This is a genomic window from Aeromicrobium sp. JJY06, assembly GCF_044069275.1.
Classification (GTDB): Bacteria; Actinomycetota; Actinomycetes; order Propionibacteriales; family Nocardioidaceae; genus Aeromicrobium; species Aeromicrobium tamlense.
The window spans coordinates 952938-976420 of sequence record NZ_JBIMRD010000001.1 but is presented as its reverse complement, the minus strand read 5'-3'; the positions used below and the strand labels follow the sequence as shown (position 1 = coordinate 976420).

Annotated in this window: 23 protein-coding genes and 1 tRNA gene; 15 read left to right on the top strand and 9 right to left on the bottom strand. The window is 70.5% G+C overall.

Annotated elements, in window-relative coordinates; translation table 11 throughout:
* Positions 1–63 precede the first annotated feature (63 nt).
* Positions 64–363, bottom strand: a complete 300-nt coding sequence (locus ACGWYL_RS04935; RefSeq protein WP_179427714.1) for a chorismate mutase — start codon at positions 361–363, stop codon at positions 64–66.
* A gap of 84 nt (positions 364–447) precedes the next feature.
* Here ACGWYL_RS04935 and ACGWYL_RS04930 point away from each other — a divergent pair.
* Together ACGWYL_RS04930 and ACGWYL_RS04925 are read left to right on the top strand one after the other, a co-directional pair.
* A tRNA-Thr gene (locus ACGWYL_RS04930) sits at positions 448–523 on the top strand.
* 168 nt (positions 524–691) lie between these two features.
* Complete coding sequence (locus ACGWYL_RS04925) at positions 692–1408, top strand: DUF3800 domain-containing protein (RefSeq protein ID WP_395486577.1); 717 nt, start codon at positions 692–694, stop codon at positions 1406–1408.
* 128 nt (positions 1409–1536) lie between these two features.
* Here ACGWYL_RS04925 and xerC read toward each other — a convergent pair whose 3' ends face one another.
* The 5 genes from xerC to ACGWYL_RS04900 form a co-directional block, all read right to left on the bottom strand.
* Complete coding sequence (gene xerC, locus ACGWYL_RS04920; RefSeq protein ID WP_395486576.1) at positions 1537–2640, bottom strand: tyrosine recombinase XerC; 1104 nt, start codon at positions 2638–2640, stop codon at positions 1537–1539.
* A 175-nt stretch (positions 2641–2815) separates the two neighbouring features.
* A complete protein-coding gene (locus tag ACGWYL_RS04915) occupies positions 2816–3871 on the bottom strand; it encodes a hypothetical protein (protein ID WP_395486575.1) in 1056 nt (351 codons plus the stop codon).
* Positions 3872–4684: 813 nt separating this feature from the next.
* Positions 4685–5206, bottom strand: coding sequence for a DUF1990 family protein (locus ACGWYL_RS04910; protein ID WP_395486574.1), 522 nt, complete (start codon positions 5204–5206; stop codon positions 4685–4687).
* Positions 5207–5445: 239 nt separating this feature from the next.
* The gene (locus ACGWYL_RS04905) at positions 5446–7497 is read right to left on the bottom strand and encodes a discoidin domain-containing protein (RefSeq protein ID WP_395486573.1); all 2052 of its coding nucleotides are present in this window, start codon (positions 7495–7497) and stop codon (positions 5446–5448) included.
* 81 nt (positions 7498–7578) lie between these two features.
* Positions 7579–8748, bottom strand: a complete 1170-nt coding sequence (locus ACGWYL_RS04900; protein WP_395486572.1) for a pyridoxal phosphate-dependent aminotransferase — start codon at positions 8746–8748, stop codon at positions 7579–7581.
* Between the two features lie 232 nt (positions 8749–8980).
* On the opposite strand from ACGWYL_RS04900, the gene ACGWYL_RS04895 reads away from it, so the two are divergent.
* The 6 genes from ACGWYL_RS04895 (at position 8981) to ACGWYL_RS04870 (ending at position 13076) form a co-directional block, all read left to right on the top strand.
* On the top strand, positions 8981–9628 hold the full coding sequence (locus tag ACGWYL_RS04895) for a sortase (RefSeq protein WP_395486571.1): 648 nt from the start codon (positions 8981–8983) through the stop codon (positions 9626–9628).
* Positions 9629–9739: 111 nt separating this feature from the next.
* Entirely contained in the window at positions 9740–10384 is a 645-nt protein-coding gene (gene pyrE / locus ACGWYL_RS04890; protein ID WP_395486570.1) for an orotate phosphoribosyltransferase, read from the top strand.
* Positions 10381–10989, top strand: coding sequence for an RNA methyltransferase (locus ACGWYL_RS04885; protein ID WP_269304082.1), 609 nt, complete (start codon positions 10381–10383; stop codon positions 10987–10989). The genes pyrE and ACGWYL_RS04885 overlap by 4 nt, the downstream gene beginning before the upstream one ends.
* Positions 10990–11018: 29 nt before the next feature.
* Positions 11019–12035, top strand: coding sequence for a class II fructose-bisphosphate aldolase (gene fbaA, locus ACGWYL_RS04880; protein ID WP_179427727.1), 1017 nt, complete (start codon positions 11019–11021; stop codon positions 12033–12035).
* Positions 12036–12202: 167 nt separating this feature from the next.
* A complete protein-coding gene (locus ACGWYL_RS04875) occupies positions 12203–12640 on the top strand; it encodes a universal stress protein (protein WP_179427729.1) in 438 nt (145 codons plus the stop codon).
* 31 nt (positions 12641–12671) lie between these two features.
* Positions 12672–13076: a DUF3151 domain-containing protein gene (locus ACGWYL_RS04870; protein ID WP_179427731.1), complete on the top strand. Its 405-nt coding sequence runs from the start codon at positions 12672–12674 to the stop codon at positions 13074–13076.
* Between the two features lies 1 nt (position 13077).
* Here ACGWYL_RS04870 and ACGWYL_RS04865 read toward each other — a convergent pair whose 3' ends face one another.
* From ACGWYL_RS04865 to ACGWYL_RS04855, 3 genes are read right to left on the bottom strand one after another with little or no spacing between them, the layout of a single operon-like run.
* Positions 13078–13953, bottom strand: a complete 876-nt coding sequence (locus tag ACGWYL_RS04865) for a diacylglycerol kinase family protein (RefSeq protein ID WP_179427733.1) — start codon at positions 13951–13953, stop codon at positions 13078–13080.
* Positions 13954–13963: 10 nt separating this feature from the next.
* Complete coding sequence (locus tag ACGWYL_RS04860) at positions 13964–15364, bottom strand: condensation domain-containing protein (RefSeq protein WP_395486569.1); 1401 nt, start codon at positions 15362–15364, stop codon at positions 13964–13966.
* Positions 15361–16752 (bottom strand): condensation domain-containing protein, encoded by a 1392-nt coding sequence (locus ACGWYL_RS04855; protein WP_179427737.1) that lies wholly within the window; start codon positions 16750–16752, stop codon positions 15361–15363. Before ACGWYL_RS04855 ends, ACGWYL_RS04860 begins: the two co-directional genes overlap by 4 nt.
* 258 nt (positions 16753–17010) lie before the next feature.
* Here ACGWYL_RS04855 and ACGWYL_RS04850 point away from each other — a divergent pair, with 258 nt between their 5' ends.
* The 7 genes from ACGWYL_RS04850 to ACGWYL_RS04820 all read left to right on the top strand — a co-directional run bounded on the left by ACGWYL_RS04850 (position 17011) and on the right by ACGWYL_RS04820 (position 23479).
* Positions 17011–18294, top strand: coding sequence for an adenylosuccinate synthase (locus ACGWYL_RS04850; RefSeq protein WP_179427739.1), 1284 nt, complete (start codon positions 17011–17013; stop codon positions 18292–18294).
* 32 nt (positions 18295–18326) lie between these two features.
* Positions 18327–18854: a hypothetical protein gene (locus tag ACGWYL_RS04845; protein ID WP_395486568.1), complete on the top strand. Its 528-nt coding sequence runs from the start codon at positions 18327–18329 to the stop codon at positions 18852–18854.
* Complete coding sequence (locus ACGWYL_RS04840; protein WP_179427743.1) at positions 18851–19807, top strand: hypothetical protein; 957 nt, start codon at positions 18851–18853, stop codon at positions 19805–19807. The genes ACGWYL_RS04845 and ACGWYL_RS04840 overlap by 4 nt, the downstream gene beginning before the upstream one ends.
* 34 nt (positions 19808–19841) lie before the next feature.
* Positions 19842–20555: a hypothetical protein gene (locus ACGWYL_RS04835; RefSeq protein ID WP_395486567.1), complete on the top strand. Its 714-nt coding sequence runs from the start codon at positions 19842–19844 to the stop codon at positions 20553–20555.
* A complete protein-coding gene (locus tag ACGWYL_RS04830) occupies positions 20548–21087 on the top strand; it encodes a hypothetical protein (RefSeq protein WP_179427747.1) in 540 nt (179 codons plus the stop codon). Before ACGWYL_RS04835 ends, ACGWYL_RS04830 begins: the two co-directional genes overlap by 8 nt.
* 41 nt (positions 21088–21128) lie before the next feature.
* Positions 21129–22373, top strand: a complete 1245-nt coding sequence (purD, locus tag ACGWYL_RS04825; protein WP_395486566.1) for a phosphoribosylamine--glycine ligase — start codon at positions 21129–21131, stop codon at positions 22371–22373.
* A gap of 104 nt (positions 22374–22477) precedes the next feature.
* On the top strand, positions 22478–23479 hold the full coding sequence (locus ACGWYL_RS04820; RefSeq protein ID WP_395486565.1) for an Lrp/AsnC family transcriptional regulator: 1002 nt from the start codon (positions 22478–22480) through the stop codon (positions 23477–23479).
* Positions 23480–23483: the final 4 nt, after the last annotated feature.

The following is a 23483-nucleotide window of genomic DNA, read 5'->3' as shown; positions in this document are numbered from 1 at the left end:
GCTGGGCGTGACGTTCGCGGGGAGAAATGCGGTGATCAAGCCCGCAAACGTCACTGCCAGGGCTCAGTCGCGGATGGCCTCGTGGTGCCGGATGACCTCGCTGATGATGAAGTTCAGGAACTTCTCCGCGAACGCGGGGTCGAGGTCGGCCTCGAGCGCCTTCTCGCGCAGCCGCTCGATCTGCCTGGCCTCGCGGGCGGGATCGGCGGGCGGCAGGTCGTGCTCGGCCTTCAGCCGGCCGACCCGCTTGGTGCACTTGAAGCGCTCCGCCAGGAGGTGAACGAGCGCCGCGTCGATGTTGTCGATGCTGGCGCGGATGTCGTCGAGCTCTGCCTGGGTCGGTGCGTCCACGCGGCCGATCATACGGACCGCCCCCGGGTTTTCCGCGTGCTGGCTCGACCCGGTATAGTTCACACTTGGTTCGGCGGGCGATCCTCGCCGAATCGCGCCGCCTTAGCTCAGTCGGTAGAGCATCTCACTCGTAATGAGAAGGTCGTCGGTTCGATTCCGACAGGCGGCTCCACGGAAAACGGCCATGCGACTAGCGTCCATGCTTGTTCCCTTCGCTGGAATCCTGCTCCGAGGCTACTCCTGCTCGCTCCCAACTATGCGACTTCGCGGGAGTTGCAGAAGCGCGGCCTTCGTTGCAGAAGCCCCCCGAGAGGATCGATGGGCTGGCAGACTTTTCGCCGTGCTTCTTTCCTTTGTGGACGAGTCGAATCACGGCGACTTTCACGGGTTCGCTGCGCTCGTTGCTGGTGCTGAAGCGACGCGGTCGATCACAAATCGTCTGAACTCGATCATGCTGCAGGTCAGCGTGGACTTCGGTATCCCTAAGAAGACGGAGATTCACGCTCACCCGGTGTTCCACGGGAAGGAAGCATGGAGTGCGCTCGGTGCTCGGGCCCGGGTCGGTCTCTTCGAGAAGGTGCTGGATGCGGTCGTCACGGAAGACATGCACATCGTTCTTCGATCGGTGAGTGAATCGCGACTCCGAGCCAGACAGTCGCAGGAGAACTACCCTGTGCAGTTTCCTCCGGAGCAGGTCTGCTTCCAGCACATCCTTCAGCGAGTGAATGGCATCGCGGCCAGGGAACGCACCTACGCGCTGATGATCGCTGACGAGCGCGGGGATCGCGAGCGACACCGGGACCGGTTTGCCACCTATCAGACTCAGGGAACGCCCGGCGTCTACATGCACACGACGCTTCCGAAACTCCTCGACACTGTTCACTTTGCACCTAGCCACCATTCGAGGATGCTTCAGGCGGTAGACGTTCTGGCCTTCGTATACAGACGACGTCAGACGGTTACCGAATCCGACCCGCGGGCGGCAGCCGCGATGGACCGTTTGTGGTCGAAGATCACCGCGACCGGGAGACTTTACGACTGCGGGCAGTGGCCGTAGATGCACGACAGCCCCGCTCGCGCGGGGCTGAAGGCGGTGCGGGCGGCACGACGTGCGGCCTGCAATCGAGACACTAGCACTGACCGCCGTCAAGAACTGGATCGCCGAAGAAGCCCGCCTGTGGCGTCTCACGGATGCCCCTCGTCTTCCCCGTGCTCCTTCGCGATAACCGTTGGTCGCTCCAGTCGAGCGACTCCCACGCGGTCAGCATCGGTTCCCAAGAACGTCACGTACATGTTCGTCGTCGTGATGTCCGCGTGACCAGCCCACTCCTTCGCCGTCGACACCGGCACGCCCGAGGCCAGCCACAGGCATACGGCAGTGTGCCGGAGGTCGTACAGCCGCCGCCCTTCGCTGAACTCATCCCACCCCGACGACGCTCGGAATCGATTGGCGTGAAGTGACCCGCCGCGATCAGTCGTCACGAGCAGGTCGTCCGGGTCTTTGCCCTCGGCCATGGCACGCACAATCTCAGCCACGTGCGACGGCACCGGAATGAATCGACTCTTGCCCGTCTTGGTCACCTTGACCTCGTGACCCTCAGGGCGGGCCCGCTCGACGCGCAGGCCGAACACGGGAACCTCGACCACGTCACGCACCCGCAGCTCGCGCGCCTCAGACGGACGCAGCCCGGTCCAACCCAGCAGAAGAACGATCTGCGCCAGCCGCACTCCACCACGCTCGGCCACCTTCGCCGCCACCTCGAGAAGTTCACGCTCACCGAGAGGACGCGGTTGCTTCGCCGGTTCGACCCGGCGCGGGACGCGAATGTTCTTGACCGGGTTCGATCCGATCGCACGGCACTCGACCACGAGCCACTCGAAGAACGCCGAGAGAGACGCACGACGACGCACGACCGAGTCCCGCCCGACCTGCTCGCCCCAGTCCCGCAGAAGCCGGGACACGTGCCCCGGAGTCACGTCCCGCACGATCACCCGACCGAACCACGGCGGGATCGCGTTCACGAGCAACTTGTCGGACACAAGCGTCTTGGGAGCAACCCGCCCCCGCCGCAGATCCAGCCACTGACTCAGCAGCGTGCGGACGTCAATTCGAGCCATTCCGGAATCGAGCCCACCGACCACGAGCGCCCGCCGTTGCTCGGCCTCCCACGTCTTCGCCTCGCGCAGCGTCGGGAACGTTCGCTCACCGGCGTAACCGTCGCGGCCAACCACGACGCGAGCGGTGAAGGTCACTCGTCCGTTCTTGCGGACGTTTCGACGGATGCTCATGACCGGTCCTTCACGAGCCCGGCGTCGGCAGCGCAGTAGCCGCACAACTCGCGCCCGAAGGGATCGACCCATCGGAACTGTTCGTTGAAGCCGTCGGCGTCCCAGCACGGACCGCCGCAGTGGTCACACGAGCGGTGCCCCAGCGCGGCGCAGGTCGGGCAGTCAGGCGCGCCCATCACGCGACTCCGTACTCTCGCCGCTTCACGGAGACTCTGTCCGCGAACGACACCCCGCGCACCCGCTCATCCCGCGCGACGAACGCGGGCAACTTCTCCCGAAATTCGGCTTCGTTACGGGCTCCGATGAGTGCCGCGAGCGATGACATGAATCCGATCGCCCCCGGCGTCAACTTGCGCAGGTCGCCCCGCAACTGCCCGGAACGCACCAACTCGTGACCAATTGCCGAGTCCCCGAACGTCGCCGCCTGGACGACCTCCCACACCGGGGAGACAGGCCACCGAGAGCGATTCGAATCCTCAGTCGGCACCCGCAGCGTCAGCCACTCGCCCGACAACTTCACCCACAGCCGGCCAGCAGCATCGAGCACCTCCTCAGGCGACGAGAGGCCCACGTCCTTGAGGTACGCACGATTGATCTCGAACTCCACCCGCCAGACCTGCTCACCCCGCCGGTACTCCGGCCCCCAGACGTCGGGCCACCAGTCCGTGCCCTTCGCCGCCGTCTCCTTCGTCTTGTCGTAGAGCCGCGCCAAGACCGGCTTGCCCGATCCGAAGTAGAGCGTTTCGAGGTCGTCGCCGTCCTCGAAGGTCTTGCGTCGCTTGCCCTTGCACACGAAATCCCACCGGGTCTCAGCGAACAGGTCGAGACCATGGAAGTCAGCGAACAGATCGACTCGCGACACCTTCCAGTCCACGACGAGCCCCATCGTCTCGACCACGTCGTAGACCCACGCCAATACGCCGCGCGCACCGACAGCATGGAGGAACTCGGCACGAGGCTGCACCCGGATATCAGGGAACGCCTCGCCCGACGACACAAGTCCGATCAGTGCACGTCCGGGGGCGTCGAGGCGGAACCGGTAGTTGTCCCAGCCGCCCCAGCCGACCGTGAACTCATGCGCACCCAACGCGACCGGATCGGCTGTGCCGCCGGAGCCACGCAGGGATGCCGAGCGATCACGCTCAGCAGCCAGCAGTTCCATCAGGTCGGACGGGATAGCCGCCGCGCCAGTCAGATAGAGAGCATCAATGCCCGACGCAAGCCGGGTCACGGAATCAGGAAAAGTCATTGTCAGCACCGAGAATCAGGAGAACGGAAACGGAAGGAACTGCCACTTGATCCGCGGCGGCAACTGCCTCTGTACGGATGCGCTGTTCTCCCGCCGCCATCGTTGGGCGATTCACGGGGCGCTGATGCAGGAATAGTAGACGGTCGACACCGTCCCGCAGGTGAAAAGCCCGCATGTATTCGTAGGGTCCTGTGTTACAAGCACCGGCCCCTACGAGCGCGGGCCGTTCGAGCGTCTCGGGCAGCGACCAGCGGTGCCCCGCGCGGTCGCGGGGGCCGCGTGCTCGGGGCTCCGCCGCCGTGCGCGCGCGTCCCCAGCGGCCCGTGCGGGGCGTCCGGTGCACCATTGCGCGAAGAGCGGCGAGGCAGCATCGCATGTCCAGAACAGGGCCCTCGGTCACTGAATGGCGCCCCTCCACCCATCCGGCGCAATTGCCCTGGGGGAGCCGTCGGCGCGACGTGAGCGCCGGATGCGCGGAGCCTCTGCGCCACCCCCCGAGCAACCAATCAGCGCCCGAGGGCCCACCCCGCAACCGACCGGGGTCCGTGGCTGAGGTCGGAGGCCCGAACGCCACTCGCACTACTCCCGCGCTACTCCGCTCCTGCCAATGACGGCGGAGTCGAACTTCTCCGTAACCCGAATCTCGGCGAGCCGACCCCGGCAAATACGACCCGACGCCGCTCGTAATGAGAAGGTCGTCGGTTCGATTCCGACAGGCGGCTCCACCAGAAGTTCCCCTCGGAGCGCGGAATCCCGCAGTCGCAGGATTCCGCGCTCTCGTCGTCTCCGGGCCGCTCAGGCCGTGCGGAGGTAGCGCTCGGTGATGCGGGACTGGACGAAGGTGGTCACCGGTCCGCCGAGTCTGGCCGGCAGTGTCGCGTGGCGGGAGAACGCCGTGATCGCCACCACCACGTCGCCGGACTCGTGCATCTCGACGACGAACGACTCCTCGCCGGACTCCGGGTGTCCCGGCAGGGTGCCGTAGGCGAAGCCCTGCCGACTCGGCTCGTGGATCACGTGGACCACGCGCACCGGCGCGTCCATCCCGAGCGGTCCCCATCCGACGCGCAGCACCGCGACCGCTCCCTCGACGACGCTCGGGCTGGACGCACGGACGCCTAGCCCCGCCCGGCGGTGCAGGTCCCAGCCGAGGACCGCGCGCGCGGCCTCCTCGAAGCGCTCCCGGCCGCGGCCGATGACGCGCCGCCGGGTCAGGGTCCGGTAGCCGCGGGGCAGGTCAGCGAGGGTCGCTCCGACGTCCGGGTACGTGAGCGCGGCCGTCGACAGCGCGCGGAGGTCCGTCCGGTCACGACGCATGGGGACAGGGTGGCACGGTCGAGCGGCTCGGCGGTCCACCTCGCGTATCGGCCGGGTGTGCCGCTGGTCCTTCCGGAGGGTTTCCGGACCAGAACATGAGACCCTCCTCACGTTCGCTCAGGCAGGCCCTGTAGGTTGGGCACATCGCTTCGTGCGCTTCGGCCGAAGCGGTGGCCGGAGCAGCACCGGCCTCTCGCCGCCCCGGCCCCCACATCGGAGGGTTGGGGCGGTCCTCTGTCTCAGCTGAAGACGCCGAACTCCTTGATCGAGTAGCCGTAGCGGGTGGCGCGCTCCACGCCCTGCATCCGCACGAACCGCGCGGACTGGGGCTGCTGAAACGTCACGGTGTCCAGACCGCCGTTGCCGTTGCCGACGATGGCGGCGTCGCGCCAGCGCTGGCCGTCGAGCGAGGTCTGCACGCGGTACTGGCGCGCGTAGGCGCTCTCCCACTCGATCGTCACCTTGCGGACCTGGCGCGGCGCGAGGAGCTCCACCTGGAACCACGCGTCGTCCTGGCCGTACTTGCTGGCCCAGCGCGTGGACAGCTTGCCGTCGACCGCGCGCCCCGGCTTGAGGTCGGTGAGCAGGCTCCACTCGGTGGAGCTCGCCGTGGCGATGGCACCCGTGGCGAGGTTGGCGCCCGGGGCGAAGTCCCTCGTCGCGCCCCACGTGCGCAGGTACGACTCGGAGCCGGCGGCGAGGTCGTCGACGATCTCGGACCCGGCCAGCGTGCGCAGGCTCTCGATCCAGTCCGGGACCAGACCGTAGTGCGGGACGCCCTCGTCGTTGTAGTCCCACGTGCGCTCGCCGGTGACCTGGCGGTCGAGGACCGTGCCGTCGCGCGCCGTGAACGGGTACTGGATCTTGCCGGACTCCTCCGGCGGGGCGGCGGTGCCGCCGAAGCCGTTCATGTCCGTGCCGTAGCCGTAGCCGACTCCGTACTTCTCGCGGACGGGCTTCGTCTCGCGCCACTGGGTGACGAACTCGCTCGCGGCGTGGCCGTACTGCGTGGCGAAGCCGCCCAGGGCGTAGAGGCGGTCCATGTAGTCGTTGGACAGCCAGTCGTGCGTGGACAGCGCGCCCGGGTAGGCCTCGGCCTCGAGGATGTCGAGCGCGCGGCCCGCGGCCTTGGCGCTCATGTGGTCCAGCTCGACCATCATGTTGCGCTTGATGAGGCCGCGCAGGGCGTACTCACCGAGCTCGGTCAGGCCGCGCGGGTTGCAGTGCGGGCCCTTCGGGTAGATCGGCAGCACGGCGGGCAGGCCCGGGACGCTGGCGATCTCGGGCGGCAGCACGCCGCCGATCACGGTGTTGTCGGCGACCTCGCCCTCCTTGCAGGTCTTGGGGTTCCACCACGTGCCGGTGGTGAGGAACTGGCCGGCGTTCACGAGCAGGCCGGCGGTCTCCTCGTCGTAGCGCACGCCGCACAGGGCGTTGTCGAACTTGTGGCACAGGAACATGCTCGAGACGCCCTTGGCCTTGAGCTCGTCGAGTCCCTTGTCGATGTCGGCCTTGGTGCACTGGGGCGCGCCGAGCACCTGCTTGCAGTTGAACGGCTCGGACACCTCGACGCCCAGGACGACCGCGAGCTTGCCCTGGGCGACGACGTCGCGCGCCTGCTTCGGGCTGGTGACGACGCGGTACCAGCCCTTGCCGGCGCCGCCGTACTGCTTGTCGATGAACGACTGGAGGTCGTAGGTGGCCTGGATCTGGCGTCGGACCGTGTCCATGTCGTTGCAGTTGTACTTGTTCGGCCCGGCGATCACGCCGAGGATCGGGCACAGGCCGGGGTTCGACACCATGTCGTTGACCATGATCCGCTGGCCGCCGCGCCACGCCCGCTCGACCCACTTGTAGTACATCTGCTGGTGCGTGAACGACGAGTAGGTGGGCCAGTCCTTGAACGTGGGCCAGCCGACGGTGTCGTGAGGGTCGAGGGGCCCGCGGCCGGCGCCGGAGTTCGTCAGGTTCTCCAGGAGCGAGACGCCGTGACGATCGCAGTCCTTGAGCGCGTCGGCGATGCCCTTCTCGCTGTACGTCGAGCCGCACACCGCGTTCCCGCCCATGCCGAGGTCCATGAACATGTGCGTGTGGGCGTCGATGTAGCCGGTGACCTCGCCGGCGGCGTTCGTGCCGCCCGAGGGCTCGCCGGTGGCGTTGACCTCGGACTCGGGGCTCGGTGTCGAGGTGGCGACCCACCATCCCGACTCGGCCGAGGCGCCGGCTCCCGCGGTGATCACCACCAGGGCGCCGAGCAGGGCCACCAGGATCGCCTTGAGCTGTCGTGACACGAGAGTCCCCCTCCGAGAGTGTCGTTGGCGTGACTCTAGGTGTGATCGGGGACACATGCAAACAGGAGTTGCACCGCGGGATCAGCGGGCTCGCAGGCGTGCGAGCCGCGTGACGGCCTCGTCGAGGACGGTCTCGCGCTTGCAGAACGCCCAGCGCACGAGCGTGCGTCCGGGGTTGGATCCGTCCGGGCGGTCGTCGTGGAACACCTGGTGCGGGATCGCGACGACGCCGGCGCGGCGGGGCAGCTCGCGGCAGAACTCCAGGCCGTCGTCGAAGCCCAGCGGCGCCACGTCGGTGGTGGCGAAGTAGGTGCCCTCGGGGACGAAGACGTCGAGTCCGAGGTCAGCGAGCCCGGCGCACAACAGGTCGCGCTTGTGCCGGAGGTCGTCGCGCAGCGCGACGTAGAACGCGTCGGGCAGGTCGAGCGCCGCGGCGACGGCGGGCTGGAACGGCGTGCCCGACGTGTAGGTCAGGAACTGCTTGGCGCCCATGAGCGCGTCGACGAGGTCGGCGGGTCCCGTGGCCCAGCCGACCTTCCAGCCCGTGAAGGAGAAGGTCTTGCCCGCGCTGCTGATCGTGAGGGTGCGCTCGGCCATGCCGGGCAGCGTCGCGATCGGCACGTGCGGCGTGGCGAAGCTCAGGTGCTCGTAGACCTCGTCGGAGATGACGACGAGGTCGTGCTCGATCGCGACCTCCGCGACGGCGGTCAGCTCCTCGCGCGTGAGCACCGCCCCGGTCGGGTTGTGCGGCGAGTTCAGCACGATCGCGGTGGTGCGCGGCGTGACGGCGGCGCGCAGCTCGTCGACCGGCAGTCGGAAGTCGGGCGCGCGCAGCGTGACGGCGCGGTGACGGGCGCCGACCATCTGGATCATCGCGCGGTACGAGTCGTAAAAGGGCTCCAGCACGAGGACGTCGTCGCCCGGGTTCACCAGGCCGAGCAGTGCCGCCGCGACGGCCTCGGTCGCGCCGGTCGTCACGACGACCTCGCGCCCGGGGTCGAGCTCGATGCCGTGGAATCGCTGCTGGTGACGCGCGATCGCCTCGCGCAGCAGCGGGATGCCGATGCCGGCGACGTACTGGTTGGGGCCGTCGGTGATCGCGGCGCGCGCGGCCTCCTTGACGACCTCGGGCCCGTCCTGGTCGGGGAAGCCCTGGCCGAGGTTGATCGCTCCGGTCTCGACCGCGAGCGCGCTCATCTCCGCGAAGATCGTGGTGCCGATGCCGTCGAGACGAGCGCTGCGCCTGCTCACGGCTCGACCCTAGCCGGGACGGCGGAGGAGGGAGGGGGGAGAAATAGGTCGGCCCGCCGTTCTCGGGGGGTGAAACGGCGGACCGACGGCAGATTCAGCGGCTCAAGAGCTCCCCGAACCTGCAACGCCAGAATACATGCGGGCACCTGACGGCGGTTGAAAATGATCAGATTCCTCATCGAGATCTCAGGCTGCCGCGCGGACGACGTGGTGCGCACCCGACAATGGGGAGGTGTCCGCCACTCCGACCCGCTCGCTCGCCTCGCGCCTCATGCTCGTCGCGGGCGTCGTCCTGCTGCTCGCCGGTGTGGGGATCCTGGGCTGGGTCGGCTGGCAGTACTTCGGCACCAACGTCGTCGCCCAGCGCGAGCACGAGCGCATCCGCGGCGAGATCTCCGAGGCCTGGAAGGCGGAGGAGGACCCGGTCACCGGCGCCGGCCTGCTGCGGGTGCCGCGGTTCGGTGCCGACTTCGAGGTGCCGATCCTCGACGGCGACGACGACGCCACCCTCGCGAAGGGGGTCGGTCGCGACACCGACGGCGCGCTGCCCGGCGAGGTCGGCAACCTCGTGCTCTCGGGCCACCGCGTGACGCACGGCGAGCCCTTCCGCGACTTCCTCAAGCTGCGCGCCGGCGACGAGGTCGTCGTCGAGACCCGCACGCACGTCTTCACCTACGAGCTGCGCCAGGACGGCGACCGGATCCGCGTGCCCTTCACGACCTCGTGGCCGCTGTGGCCCGTGCCCGACCCCGAGGCCGAGGGCGAGGAGGCCACCGAGGCCGTCGTCACCGTCGTGACCTGCTCCGAGCTCTTCCGCACCGACGACCGCAACGTCGTCGTCGGCGACCTCGTCTCCTCCGAGCGCAAGCCCGGCGCGTGACAGTTTCCCCGGTTAAGTGGGGAAACTGTCACTTCACGAGGTTCGCAAACCTCGTGAAGTGACAGAAAACCCACTTAACCGGGGAAACTGCGGGCGCCCTACGCTGGGCGGGTGCACGACTACCAGCGCCGGTTCATCGAGTTCGCCCTCGAGCACGAGGTGCTGCGGTTCGGGGAGTTCACCCTGAAGTCGGGGCGGACCTCGCCGTACTTCTTCAACGCGGGCGCGTTCGACACCGGGTCGCGGCTGGCGGCGCTGGGCGGCTTCTACGCCGACGCGATCGCCGGCGCGGGTCTGGAGTTCGACGTCCTGCTCGGTCCCGCCTACAAGGGCATCCCGCTCGCCGCCGCCACCGCGGTGCAGCTGGCCGACGCGCACGACCGCGACGTGCCGTGGTGCTTCAACCGCAAGGAGGCGAAGGACCACGGCGAGGGCGGCCTGTTCGTCGGCGCCGAGCCGCGCGGTCGCCTGCTGGTCATCGACGACGTCATCACCGCGGGCACCGCGATCCGCGAGGTCATCGCGCTGGTCGACCGCCTCGACGCCGAGGTCGCGGGCGTCATCGTCGCCGTCGACCGCCGCGAGCGCGGCACGGGCGAGCTCTCCGCCATCCAGGAGGTCGAGCGCGACCACGGCATCACCGTGACCTCCATCGTCAGCTTCGACGACATCATCGAGTACCTGGAGGAGACCGGCCGGCACGCCGAGCACCTCCCCGCGGTGCGCGCGTACCGCGAGCAGTACGGGGTGGCGTGACCGTCGGCCCGTGGGTGGGCCCGTGGCCCGACGACCCGCGGCTGGACCCCGACCTGCTGCGCGAGGGCGACACCCGCAACGTCGTCGACCGGTACCGCTACTGGACCGTGGAGGCGATCGTCGCCGACCTCGACCTGCGGCGGCACCGGCTGCACGTGGCCATCGAGAACTGGCAGCACGACTTCAACATCGGCTCGATCGTGCGCACCGCGAACGCGTTCAACGTGGGCGGCGTGCACATCATCGGCAAGCGCCGCTGGAACCGCCGCGGCGCGATGGTCACCGACCGCTACGTGCACGTGTACCACCACGAGGACGTCCCCGCGTTCGTCGCGTGGGCGCAGCAGGCGGGGGTCGCGGTGGTGGGCGTCGACAACCTGCCCGGCGCCGTCCCGCTCGAGACCACGTCGCTGCCGCTGGACGCCGTCCTCGTCTTCGGCCAGGAGGGCCCGGGCCTCACCGACGAGGCCGCGCAGGCGTGTGAGCAGATGGTCGCGATCGCCCAGTTCGGCTCGACGCGATCGATCAACGCGGGGGCCGCGGCGGCGATCACGATGCACGCCTGGATCCGTGAGCATGCCGACCTCGCGTCGGTGGAATACTGACCGCAACACGAGTTCCCACAGGAGGACCCATGCCCGTCGCCACTCCCGAGGTCTACGCCGAGATGCTGGACAAGGCGAAGAACGACTCCTTCGCGTACCCCGCGATCAACGTCTCGTCCTCCCAGACGCTGAACGCCGCCCTGGCCGGCTTCGCCGAGGCCGGCAGCGACGGCATCATCCAGGTCTCCACCGGCGGCGCCGAGTACTTCTCCGGCCCCACCGTCAAGGACATGGTCTCGGGCTCGCTGGCCTTCGCCGCGTTCGCGCAGGAGGTCGCCAAGAAGTACCCGATCAACGTCGCGCTGCACACCGACCACTGCCCCAAGGACAAGCTCGACGGCTTCGTCCGGCCGCTGCTCGACGCCTCCGCCGAGCGCGTGAAGGGCGGCGGCCTGCCGTACTTCCAGTCGCACATGTGGGACGGCTCGGCCGTGCCGCTGGCCGAGAACCTCGAGATCGCGCAGGAGCTGCTCGCCAAGGCGCACGCCGCGCACATCATCCTCGAGGTCGAGATCGGCGTCGTCGGCGGCGAGGAGGACGGCGTCGAGGCCGAGATCAACGACAAGCTCTACACCTCGCCCGAGGACGCGATCGCCACCGTGGAGGCCCTCGGCCTGGGCGAGAACGGCCGTTACCTCACGGCGCTGACCTTCGGCAACGTCCACGGCGTCTACAAGCCGGGCAACGTCAAGCTGCGCCCCGAGGTCCTCAAGGCCGCGCAGGAGGCCGTCGCCGCGAAGTTCGGCAAGGACCGCGCGTTCGACTTCGTGTTCCACGGCGGCTCGGGCTCGCTGCCCGAGGAGATCAGCGCGGCCGTCGACTACGGCGTCGTGAAGATGAACGTCGACACCGACACGCAGTACGCGTTCACCCGCCCGGTCGTGGGCCACATGTTCCAGAACTACGACGGCGTCCTGAAGGTCGACGGCGAGGTCGGCAACAAGAAGGCCTACGACCCGCGCGCCTGGGGCAAGGCCGCCGAGGCCGGCATGGCGGCGCGCGTCGTCGAGGCCTGCCAGAACCTGCGCAGCGCCGGCACGCACTGAGGCACCGAGCACCGACGGCGGGGACGAGGGATCGTCCCCGCCGTCGTCGCGTCCACGGGGTCTCGGTGACCGGGAACCGGACGTCCGGACCGCCTCCGGGAGCCCGACTCCCACTAGGGTCGAGGCAGGAGTCCGGGCAGCCTCGCCCGCGTGACGAAGGGAAACCCATGGCCAAGATCGTCCTCACCGGCGTCGACAACACCGCCCCCGCGGCCGCCGCGGCCCGCAAGGCCGCCGAGTTGGCTGCCGGACTCGGTGCCCGCCTGCACGTCCTGTCGGCGTACGGGAAGAACTTCGAGGCCGAGCGCATCGAGGTCGGCTCCGAGGAGATCCTCATCACGAACGAGCAGACGGCCAAGGACGTCGCCGGCGACGTCTTCAGCCAGATCCGCAAGGACTTCCCCGGCCTCGAGGTGACGTACGGCGCCGGCGAGGGCAAGCCGGCCGACGCGCTCGTGCGCGCCGCCGAGGAGCTCGACGCCGACGTCATCGTCGTGGGCAACAAGCGCGTCCAGGGCCTGACCCGCGTGCTCGGCAGCATCGCGCGCGACGTCGCCGCGCACGCTCCGTGCGACGTCTACATCGCGCACACGCACCAGCGGTAGCGGTCGGACCGCCGGTCTAGGCTGGCTCACCATGACCAACCTTCTGGGAGAACCGCCCGAGACGCTGCTGCCCGAGGACCCGGGCACGGCCCTGCTGGCCGAGGGCGCCGAGGCCGACGAGGTCGCCTCGCGCCACCCCGACTCGGTCGCCGCGTGGGCCCGCCTGGCCGACGCCGCGCTCGCCGACGGCCGCGACCTCGAGGGCTACGCGTTCGCGCGCACGGCCTACCACCGCTCCCTCGACTCGCTGCGCCGCAACGGCTGGCGCGGTCACGGCCCGGTGCCGTGGACGCACGAGGCGAACCGTGGCTTCCTGCACGCCCTGGCCGTCCTGGCCACCGCCAGCGAGCGGCTCGGTGACGACGCCGAGGCGCACCGCTGCCGCGAGTTCCTGCGCGAGTCCAGCCGCGAGGGCTACGAGGCGCTCGTCGGCTGACTCAGGCCGGCAGCCGCATCGCGAGGCCGTCGGCGAGCATCCGCCAGCCGTGCTCCGAGCGCGGATCGGTGAGCTCGCCGTCGGTCGTGCAGCGCACGGCGTCGCCGGTCACGCGCACCGACGTCGCCCGCGTGTAGTGCACGAAGTCGGCGTTCGGGTGCGTGCCGCGACGCAGGTGCAGCGCGTACGCGATCCGCTGCGGCAGCCGGGCGGCGAACGCCACGGCCACGTCCATCAGGCCGTCGTCGACCACGGCCTTCGGCAGCAGCTCGCCGCCGCCGCCCACGAAGCGGCCGTTGCCCACGGCCACCTGGGCCACCCGGCCGCTGAGCGTGCGGTCGTCGATCGTGACGCGCACGTCGGCGCTCGGGGTGAACAAGGTCGAGATCGCGCCCAGCACGTAGGCCAGGGGCCCGAGGGCGGGCTTCACCGGCTCGGCCCGGGCCGCGGCCTCCGCGCCGATGCCCACGTGCGCGGCGTTCACCACCACCGTGCCGGTGGAGTCCAGGACCAGGTCGATCGAGCGCACCGAGCCGGCGGCCAGGTCACGCGCGGCGTCGACGGGGTCCTCGGCCAGCTGCAGGGTGCGGGCGAAGTCGTTGCCCGTGCCCAGCGGCACCAGGCCCACGGGCGTGCCCGGCAGCCGACCCGCGTCGTGCAGCGCCTGGACCACGGCGTGCAGGCTGCCGTCGCCGCCCATCGAGACGACGAGGTCGACGTCCGGGTGCTCGGCCAGCGTGCGCGCCAGGTGGTCGGGATCCTCGGTGGCGACGTGCTCCACCTCGGCGGCCTCGCGCAGGATCTCGAGGACCTGGGCGATCACCGCCTCGTCGGAGGATCCCGCTTGGGCATTGCTGACCGCCAGCCAGGAGTTCACGGGCTCGACGTTAGCGCGTGAGGGCCCCGCGCAGGAGGTTCGAGGCGTACGTGAAGAACGCGTCGACGTTCGCCACGGCCGTGGGGGTCTGCGGGACGCTGCACATCACGTAGAGCTCGGTCGGCGTGCGGTTGATCCAGACGTTGACGTTGTCGTCGTACCCCTGGCCGGTCGTGCCGTGGAACCGGTCCTGGGCCCACTTCTCCTGGCCGGGGATCATCCGGCCGTCGAGGTAGGAGACGATCGCGGGCCGGTGGGTGTCCTCGAGCGAGAACCCGAAGGCCTCCTGGACGACCTCCATGACGCGCAGGGCGGGCACCGGCTCGCACACTCGCGCGTCGCGGAACTTCTGGCGCACGTCGCGCGCGACGTCGAACAGCGTGGCCTCGGGGGCGACCGGGATGTGGATCGGCAGGACGTTGATCATCCAGCCCATCGTCGGGAGCGTCTCGGGGGTGTGGCGCGTCGCGACGGGGTTGAAGAAGCGGTAGGCGCTCGCGCCGGCGAGGTCGCGTGCGGCCAGCGCGAACGCGGCGTAGACGACGGACGGGAACGTGGCCGACTCCTCCTTCGCGATCGCCTCGAGCCGGTCGCACTCGGCCGCCGTGAGGATGTCGTAGTCCATCGGGACGAGCCAGAACCGCTCGCCCTCGGCGATGCCGAGATCCATCGGGAAGCCGTCCTTGGCGCCGGCGCCGTCCATCGCGTAGTCGGCCCAGAACTGCATCGACGGGTGGTCGATGCCGTACTGCTGCGCGTCGGCGCGCTCCTCCTGCGCGTACGTCATGTAGCCCTTCACGGGAGGCATCTCGACCTGCTCGTCGCCGATCTCGTTGGCGTACAGCTGCGAGAGCTCCATGTAGGCGAGCAGGACGCTGAAGCCGTCGCCGTAGCAGTGGTCGAACCCGCAGAAGATCGTGGACCGGTCCTCGCCCGAGACTCCGGCGATCGCATAGCCGAAGTTGTCGATCGGGTCGACGGCGTCGCTGAAGTGCTTGAGCAGGACCTGGTTGACCTCGTCGCCCGCGTGCGACCCGAGCGGGGTCAGGCTGAGCGTCAGGCCCTCGGGCGCGATCGCGTGGCGGGTCAGCTCGCCGTCGGGATCGGCGGGGTCGTCCTTGAAGGTGCCCCACATGACCTCGTGCCGGCGGACCCACGCGGTGGCGGCGCGGTGCAGGGCGTCGACGTCGAGCGGGCCCTGGACGTCGAAGCACAGGCCCAGCCAGTTGGCGTCGGCCGAGCCCACCCGCTCCATGGCGCGTCGGAGCCGCAGGTGCTGGTCCTGCATGTAGGACGGCCGGTGCTCGTTCGCCGGGGCGGCGGCGAGCGCGGCGGCGGACTCCTCGGACGGGCGGAGGAGGAAGACGTCACCGTCGATGGTGTCGAGCTCCTCGATGCGGGTCATTCTCATGTCAGTGCCTCCATCGGGTCGTTGACCTCGCGCGTGACCGCCACCATCTGGTCGCGCATCCGGTTCATCACGCGGTCGAGCCATTCGGTGCAGGGCGGGGTGTCGGGGCTGCGGTGCAGCAGCTCGGTGCCGTAGGGCATCGAGTTGATCCACAGGTGCATCTCGTCACTGGGCTCGACCTCGCCGAGGAACACGGTGGAGTCCATCTCCTCCCAGCCGTCCCGGCCGGGGCAGTGGCGTGAGTCCAGGAACGACACGACCGCCGCGGGGCGCATCGTGGTGCCGAGGAGGTGGTTGGCCAGGGGCAGCGGGATCGTCTCGGCGGTGCGACCGAACTGCCACGCCTCGGCCGTGCGCCGCACGAGCTCGATCAGCGGCAGGTCGCGGCCGAGATCCACCGTCATCGGCACGATGCCCGAGAACCAGCCGATGGCCTGGTGCCACTCGGGGCGGTTGCGGTTGTGCGTGGACATCAGCACCGTGAGTCGTTCGTCGTCCTCCTCCGCGACCATGGCGCGCAGCAGCACGGCGGTGAACGCCAGGGCGGGTGGCACGTCGTGCCGGTCGCACCAGCGGTGGAACGCCCGGCTCAGCCGGGGGCCCGCGAAGGTGGGGTACCGCATCCGGTGCTGGATCCGGTCGCCGCGCCGGACGCCGGTGGCGCGCGGCAGGCCGGGCAGGTCGCCCGTGGCATCGGCCGCGCGGCGCCAGGGCTCGAGGGCCGGGCTGTCGGGGCTGATCGCGTCCTGGAGGGCGCGCTGCTCGACGGCGAAGTCGACGTAGCTGCCCACGGGGGCGGGCAAGGGCGCGTGGTTCAGCTCGGCCTCGAGGTGGTGCTTGAGCTCGCCCATCGTCAGGTAGGCGCTGTAGCCGTCGAAGGTCACGTGGTCGAAGGCGGCGAACACCGTGATGTCGCCGTTCGCGTCGGTGACGCTGACGACCGTGGCGGCGGGCCACGACAGCGGACCCGTGCGGTCGTCGAGCTCGGCCATGACCGCGTCGAACGCCTCGCCCGGGTCGGCATGGTGGCCGAGGTGGCGCGGCTGGAAGCCGATCAGCTCCGCGTCGATGATGCGTCGCTCGTAGCTGCCGTCGTCGCGGCGCACGAACATGCAGCGCAGGCTCTCGTGGCGGGCGCAGTAGCGGCGCAGCGTGCCCGCCAGGGAGGTGAGGTCGGCGCCGTGGAGGGTGGCGCGCAGGCCGATCCAGGGGTTGACCTCGTCGTCCACGGGGCGCGGGAGGCCGGCGACGTCGAGGCGCCGCTGCTGGTCGGGAGTGACCGGGCGGGGGTCGGGCGCGGCGGTCGCGAACGCCCGCAGCGTGGAGGACCGCGGCACCCAGAGGTGGACGTCTCCCGCGGGGACGAGGGTCAGGCGATGGGGGTGCAAGAGGGTTCCTCCTTCGAGTGCCGCGGGTCCGGGGGAGTCCCAATGCAACTCACCGTTACACGTGCAGTTACAGGAAGGCTACGGCACGTTCCAGTGATGTCCATCACTCCGCCTGAACTGGTGCGAATGTCTCCTTTTCGCCGTCCTTCCACGCCCGGCGACGAGCGCCGGTGGCTCCCACGCGGCGGGTTCTCGATAGGATTGACGAGCACGAGCCCCCGTAGCGGGGCTTTCCGTCTGGTGGAGGGGTGGCATTCCATGCCCGCAGTCGTGATCGTCGGAGCCCAGTGGGGTGACGAGGGCAAGGGCAAGGCAACGGACCTCCTGGGCAGCCGCGTCGACTACGTCGTGAAGTTCAACGGCGGCAACAACGCCGGCCACACCGTCGTCATCGGCGACGAGAAGTACGCCCTGCACCTGCTGCCCAGCGGCATCCTGACGCCCGGCTGCGTCCCGGTGATCGGCAACGGCGTCGTCATCGACCTCGACGTCCTGTTCCAGGAGATCGACGGCCTCAACGAGCGCGGCATCGACACGTCGCGCCTGCTGGTCAGCGCGAACGCGCACCTCATCGCCGACTACAACCGCACGCTCGACAAGGTCAACGAGCGCTTCCTCGGCAGCCGCAAGATCGGCACGACCGGCCGCGGCATCGGCCCCACCTACGCCGACAAGATGAACCGCCTCGGCATCCGCGTGCAGGACCTCTTCGACGAGAAGATCCTCCAGGCGAAGGTCGAGGGCGCGCTCGACCTCAAGAACCAGATCCTCACCAAGGTCTACAACCGCCGCGCGGTCGACGCCGACGAGATCGTCGAGTCGCTGCTGGGCCACGTCGACCGCCTGCGTCCGTACGTCGCCGACACCGCGCTCGTGCTGCACGAGGCGCTGCGCGACGACAAGACCGTGCTGCTCGAGGCCGGCCAGGCCACGCTGCTCGACGTCGACCACGGCACCTACCCGTTCGTCACCAGCTCGTCGGCCACCACGGGCGGCGCGTGCACGGGCTCGGGCATCGCCCCCACCGACATCACGCGCGTGATCGGCATCGTCAAGGCCTACGCCACCCGCGTGGGCGAGGGCCCGTTCCCCACCGAGCTGTTCGACGCCGACGGCGACCGCCTGCGCGAGAACGGCGGCGAGTTCGGCACCACGACCGGTCGCCCCCGTCGCTGCGGCTGGTACGACGCCCCGGTGGCGCGCTATGCCGCGCGCATCAACGGCGTCACCGACTTCGTGATGACCAAGCTCGACGTCCTCACCGGCTGGGAGCAGATCCCCGTGTGCGTGGCGTACGAGGTCGACGGCGAGCGCGTCGACGAGATGCCGATGACCCAGACGGGCTTCCACCACGCCAAGCCGATCTACGAGTTCTTCCCCGGCTGGACCGAGGACATCAGCGGTGCCCGCGAGCTGTCCGACCTGCCCGCGAACGCGCAGTCGTACGTGCGCGAGATCGAGGCGATGAGCGGTTCGCGCATCAGCGCCGTCGGCGTCGGTCCCGACCGCGAGGAGACGGTCGTCCTGCACGACCTGCTCTAGGATCTTCGAAGCACATTCACGGGGGAGACGGTGTGAGCGACGAGCAGAGGTACGAGTGGCGGTCCCACCGCCGGTCGTCATGGGGTCCGGTGCGCCTGGTGCGCCGCGCGGACGCGATCGAGGCCACGGTGGGCGACGCGACGGTGGCCCTCGACCTGACCGATCGACGCACCGCCGCCGAGCGGCAGGCGAACCCGTTCCGCGACGCCTACGACGACGGGGTCCCCGTGACGCTGAACGGCGAGCGCGTCGCCACGATCACCACCGAGGGGAAGCGCAGCGGCCTCGGACGGCGCCAGCGTCTCGCGGTCACCGGAGACCAGCGGTTCGCGCTCCCCGGCATGCAGCTCACCCACCGCGGCCTGCCGAAGCTGCTCACGCTGCGCAGCGAGGCCGGCGTGCTGGTCGCCTCGCGCCGGTGGGCCTCGCCGCTCAACATGGCCGTCGTCGAATGGTCGTTCGTGCGCGAGCACGACCTCGTCCCCCCGCGCGTGGCCGGCGGCACCCGCCCCGAGCACGTCGCGCTGTGGTTCGCCGTGAAGGAGGAGGTCACGCTATGACCGTCGAGATGGACTACGACAAGCTCACGCTGTCGGCCACCCGCGCGGAGGAGCTGGCGTCCAAGATCCGCACCAACGCCGCGTCCGCGCGCTCCGCCAGCCCGGTCGCGCTGCCGAGCCTGGAGAACATCGAGGCCAAGGCGACGTTCCTCGACGACGCGGCCGAGAAGCTCAACGGCCTGGCCGACATCGCGCTGCTGCTCGACGAGTCGGGCGAGGGCAAGGTCACGATGTCGCTCAGCGCCATCAACGACACCCTCAACGACCTGCTGGGGGAGTACCTCGGCGCCGAGTTCGGCAACATCTTCGGCAACGACGACGACTTCCCGCTCATCTCCATCGCCTCGGCGCTGGGCAAGATGAAGAAGATGGCCACGGGCGTCGCGCCCATCTTCCAGACCGGCCTCGTCGGCCGCAACATGCTGACCCGCATGGCCAACGCCGGCGGGCGCACGGGCGAGTGGGCGCGCTGGATGCTCTCGGGCGGCGGGCGCCACGCGGCCCCGCCCACCGCGCTGCTGAACAAGCTGCCCAAGTGGGCCGGACCGGGCACCCGCTTCCCGACCGCCGGCTGGGCCGACCCGCTGAGCCGCAACCCCGGAGGCCTGGGCCTCATGCGCGGCCTCGGCATCGTGGGTGGCGTCTACAGCACCGCCGTCGGCGTCAACAACCTGATCCAGCAGGGCAACCCGATCGACGCCTTCGAGCGCGAGGGCGCCGGCTACGTGGCCGACGTGGCCGAGACCGCCTTCAGCGCCTCCACCACGGCGTTCCTCATCGCGCCCAACCCGGTCACCGGCGCCATCGCCGTGGGCACCGGCCTGGTCTGGGCCGGCGCCGAGGTGGTGGACCACTGGGACGAGATCAGCGACGGCGCCTCGAAGGCCTGGGACACCGTCACCGACGGCGACACCTGGAAGGACGTCGGCGACAAGCTGACGTTCTGGGACTGACATGAACGACACCCCTGCGAACGCTGGAGCCACCGTGACGAGACTCGACGAGACCTTCCTGCAGCTCACCGTCGGCTACGACGACCTCATCAAGCTGGCCGAGGTGCACGCCGGCCGCGTGGCCCCGGCCGACGCGCCCACCCGCCTGCGCCAGGAGGGCCTCGTGACCTCCGCGGGCGTCCACCCCACGGCCGCGAGCCTGGTCGAGGTCGCGGTGGGTCCCGCGCGCAGCATCGTCGTCGAGCGCTTCGACGGCGCCACCCTCTCGCCCCTGTTCATCGGCTGGATGCCCGACGGCCGCGCCACCACGAGCGCGCCCGACACCGAGGGCGCCGTCGTCGTCACCGCCACCGAGCTCGGCCTGCTGCGCGACCAGCTGCGCCAGTGGCTGGCGATCTTCGACCGCGAGGTCCCGGCCGAGCGACCCACGGTCACGACGAACACCACCGTCATCGACGCGGCCATGACGCTCGAGGGCGTCGACCCCAGCGGCGACGCCGACCTCGACCCGGTCCTCGAGGGCTGGCGTCTGGCCTGGCGCGCCACCGGCAACTGGGCCGAGCGCGACGTCGATGCCACCGTCACGGTCGTCGACGCCGGTCCGCAGGGCTGGTACCGGGTCGAGCACGCCCCGCGCACGGGCACCGAGGAGGTCGAGGTCACCCTCGCGCCGCTGACGCTCGACGAGGTCGTCAGCGCCCTCGGCGACGTCGTCACGGGTCGCGGGTCCCGGGGGGCCGATGACTGACGTCCTTCCTCCGGCCGACCTGGTCTCGCGGCAGCAGGCGGCGCGCTTCACGCGGCTCCTGCGCGTGCTGGAGCGCCAGCACCGGCGCCCCGAGGCGATGGCGGGGTTCTTCGCGGCCATCGGCGCGGGCGGCGTCGTCTCGGCGCTGGCCACGATCGCGTTCGGACCACACCGCGAGGACATCACCGACTGGGACCGCCTGCCCGACCTGCTGCGCGACGGCCTGCACGCCGCCGCGTCGTGGCCCGAGTTCGACGCCGAGGGCTTCGGCGCCGACCTGGCCGAGCTGCTGCGCGAGGACGACGAGGCCCGGCGCGGCACGGTCTCGGCCGTCACGAGCTTCCTGCTCGCCTCGGGCCGCTACGACGAGCGCCTGCTGGCCGGCTGGACCCGCGCCTTCGACGACCTCGCACTGCCGGCGCCGCCGCCGCTGACGTGGTCCTCGTTCCTCACCGGCACCGACGGCCCGCGCCCGTGGGACGCGCTCGTGGCGTTCGCGCGCGAGATCGCCGCCGACATCACGCCATCCTGATCGATGCGGGAGCCCATGCGCACCGGCGATAGGCTCGACGGGTGAAGGTTCTCGTCATCGGCACCGGCGGCCGCGAGCACGCCCTGTCCCTGGCCCTCTCCCGCGACCCGCAGGTCACCGAGGTCCACGCCGCCCCGGGCAACCCGGGCATGGCCGACATCGCCACCCTGCACCCCGTCGACCCGCTCGACGGCGCCGCCGTGGCCGACCTCGCCACCCGCATCGGCGCCGGGCTCGTCGTCGTCGGACCCGAGGCCCCGCTCGTCGCGGGCGTCGCCGACGCGGTGCGCGATGCGGGCATCGCCTGCTTCGGTCCCAGCGCCGATGCCGCGCAGCTCGAGGGCTCGAAGGCGTTCGCGAAGCAGGTCATGGCCGCCGCCGAGGTGCCCACCGCGATGGCGCGCGTGTGTGAGACGCCCGAGCAGGTCGCCGACGCGCTCGACACCTTCGGCCCGCCCTACGTCGTCAAGGACGATGCCCTCGCGGCCGGCAAGGGCGTCGTCGTCACCGAGGACCGCCAGGCGGCCTACGACCACGGCGTCTCGTGCGATCGCGTCGTGATCGAGGAGTACCTCGACGGTCCCGAGGTGTCGCTGTTCGCGATCACCGACGGCTCCACCGTGCTGCCGCTGCAGCCGGCGCAGGACTTCAAGCGCGCCCTCGACGACGACGAGGGACCGAACACCGGCGGCATGGGTGCGTACACCCCGCTCGACTGGGCGCCCGACGACCTCGTGAGCGACGTGACCCAGCGGGTCCTGCTGCCCACCGTCAAGGAGATGGCCGCGCGCGGCACCCCGTTCCAGGGGCTGCTCTACGCCGGCCTCGCGCTCACCAGCCGCGGCACGCGCGTGGTCGAGTTCAACGCCCGCTTCGGCGACCCCGAGACCCAGGCGCTGCTGTCGCTGCTGAGGACGCCGCTGTCGGCGCTCCTGCACGGCGCCGCCACGGGCACGCTCGCCGAGGTCGGGCTGCCGCAGTGGCGCGACGGCGCCGCGCTCACCGTGGTGATCGCCTCGGAGCACTACCCCGAGTCGCCCGTCACCGGCGACCGCATCGAGGGACTCGACGAGGCCAACGCGGTCGAGGGGGTCGACGTGATCCACGCTGGCACGAAGATCGACGAGGACGGCAACCTGGTCACGGCCGGTGGCCGCGTGCTGTCGGTGACGGCCGTCGGCGACGACCTCGACCAGGCCCGGGCCCGCGCGTACGAGGCCGTCGACCTCATCCGCATCCGCGGGGCGCACCACCGGCGCGACATCGCGGCGAACCTGCCCGGCTGAGTCCCCGCCGACGCCACAGCGCGGTTCCGTCAGTCGGAGGGCCCTCGGCGGGCTGATCCGTCACCTGGGCGTGCGGTCGGACCGGCAACCCGTATTCTGGCCGCATGTACGCGTCGTCGCAGTCCCTGCCTGAGCTCCCCGAGGTCGACCTCGCGCTCGTGCACGCCCTGCAGGTCGCTCCCCGGGCCCCGTGGAGCGCCATCGGCCGCACGATCGGCGTCGACCCCGCCACCGCCGCCCGTCGCTGGGACCGTCTGGTCGCCGAGCGACTGGCCTGGTTCGTGGTGCGTCCCAGCGCCGAGCAGCTGGCGCCCGACCGCGATGCCGTGGTCCTCAAGCTGACCTGCCGTCCCGGTACCGACGTCCGGGTCGCCGAGCAGATCGCCCAGGCGGAGGAGGTCTACTCCGTCGACCTGCTGGCCGGCAAGGACGATGTCGCCATCATCCTCATCGGCCGCGGACTGGGTCAGATGCGGCAGGCGGTCGACACCTTCGTGGGCGACGATCCCGACATCGTCGGCACGCGCGCCTCGTTCATCGCCGGAGTGCACCGCGAGGACGCGCAGTGGCGACTCGGCGCGCTCAGCCCCGAGCAGGTCAGCGGGCTCGACCGCCGTGGCGACGGCACCGTCACGCCGCCCGACGCCGAGGTGCTCGCCCAGCTCACCGAGATCCTCATCGAGGACCCCCGCATGAGCGTGGCCGACATCGGGCGCCGGCTCGACCGTCCCGAGCCCACCGCGCGCCGCCTGCTGGAGCGGGCGCTGCGCTCGCGCGCGATCCGGCTGGGCTGCGACGTCGTGGCCTCCGCGGGCGGTGCGGGACGCGGCGTGATCCTCGAGGCCGAGGCGGACGACCCGCGCACGGCGGGCGACGTGATCGGCGACCTGCCCTGCGTCGTGCGGTGCGCGGCCGTCGTGGGCGCGTCCAACCTCGCGCTGGTGGTGCGGTTCAACGCCCTCGCCGAGCTGTTCGAGTTCGAGGGCACGGCAGCGGAGCGCGTGCCGGGATGGCGGGTCACCGACCGCGCCACGATCGTGCGCAGCGTCAAGCGTCAGGGCAAGCTGCTCGACGACGAGGGCCGCGTCCTGCTCTCCACGCCCTGACCGC

Bases quoted from the DNA above. Each gene is read 5' to 3' on its own strand.
- ACGWYL_RS04820 (WP_395486565.1), top strand. From the start codon at position 22,478: ATGTACGCGTCGTCGCAGTCCCTGCCTGAGCTCCCCGAGGTCGACCTC.
- ACGWYL_RS04830 (WP_179427747.1), top strand. From the start codon at position 20,548: ATGACTGACGTCCTTCCTCCGGCCGACCTGGTCTCGCGGCAGCAGGCG.
- ACGWYL_RS04840 (WP_179427743.1), top strand. From the start codon at position 18,851: ATGACCGTCGAGATGGACTACGACAAGCTCACGCTGTCGGCCACCCGC.
- ACGWYL_RS04875 (WP_179427729.1), top strand. From the start codon at position 12,203: ATGGCCAAGATCGTCCTCACCGGCGTCGACAACACCGCCCCCGCGGCC.
- ACGWYL_RS04850 (WP_179427739.1), top strand. From the start codon at position 17,011: ATGCCCGCAGTCGTGATCGTCGGAGCCCAGTGGGGTGACGAGGGCAAG.
- ACGWYL_RS04870 (WP_179427731.1), top strand. From the start codon at position 12,672: ATGACCAACCTTCTGGGAGAACCGCCCGAGACGCTGCTGCCCGAGGAC.
- ACGWYL_RS04910 (WP_395486574.1), bottom strand. From the start codon at position 5,206: ATGCGTCGTGACCGGACGGACCTCCGCGCGCTGTCGACGGCCGCGCTC.
- ACGWYL_RS04860 (WP_395486569.1), bottom strand. From the start codon at position 15,364: ATGAGAATGACCCGCATCGAGGAGCTCGACACCATCGACGGTGACGTC.
- fbaA (WP_179427727.1), top strand. From the start codon at position 11,019: ATGCCCGTCGCCACTCCCGAGGTCTACGCCGAGATGCTGGACAAGGCG.
- ACGWYL_RS04935 (WP_179427714.1), bottom strand. From the start codon at position 363: ATGATCGGCCGCGTGGACGCACCGACCCAGGCAGAGCTCGACGACATC.
- xerC (WP_395486576.1), bottom strand. From the start codon at position 2,640: ATGAGCATCCGTCGAAACGTCCGCAAGAACGGACGAGTGACCTTCACC.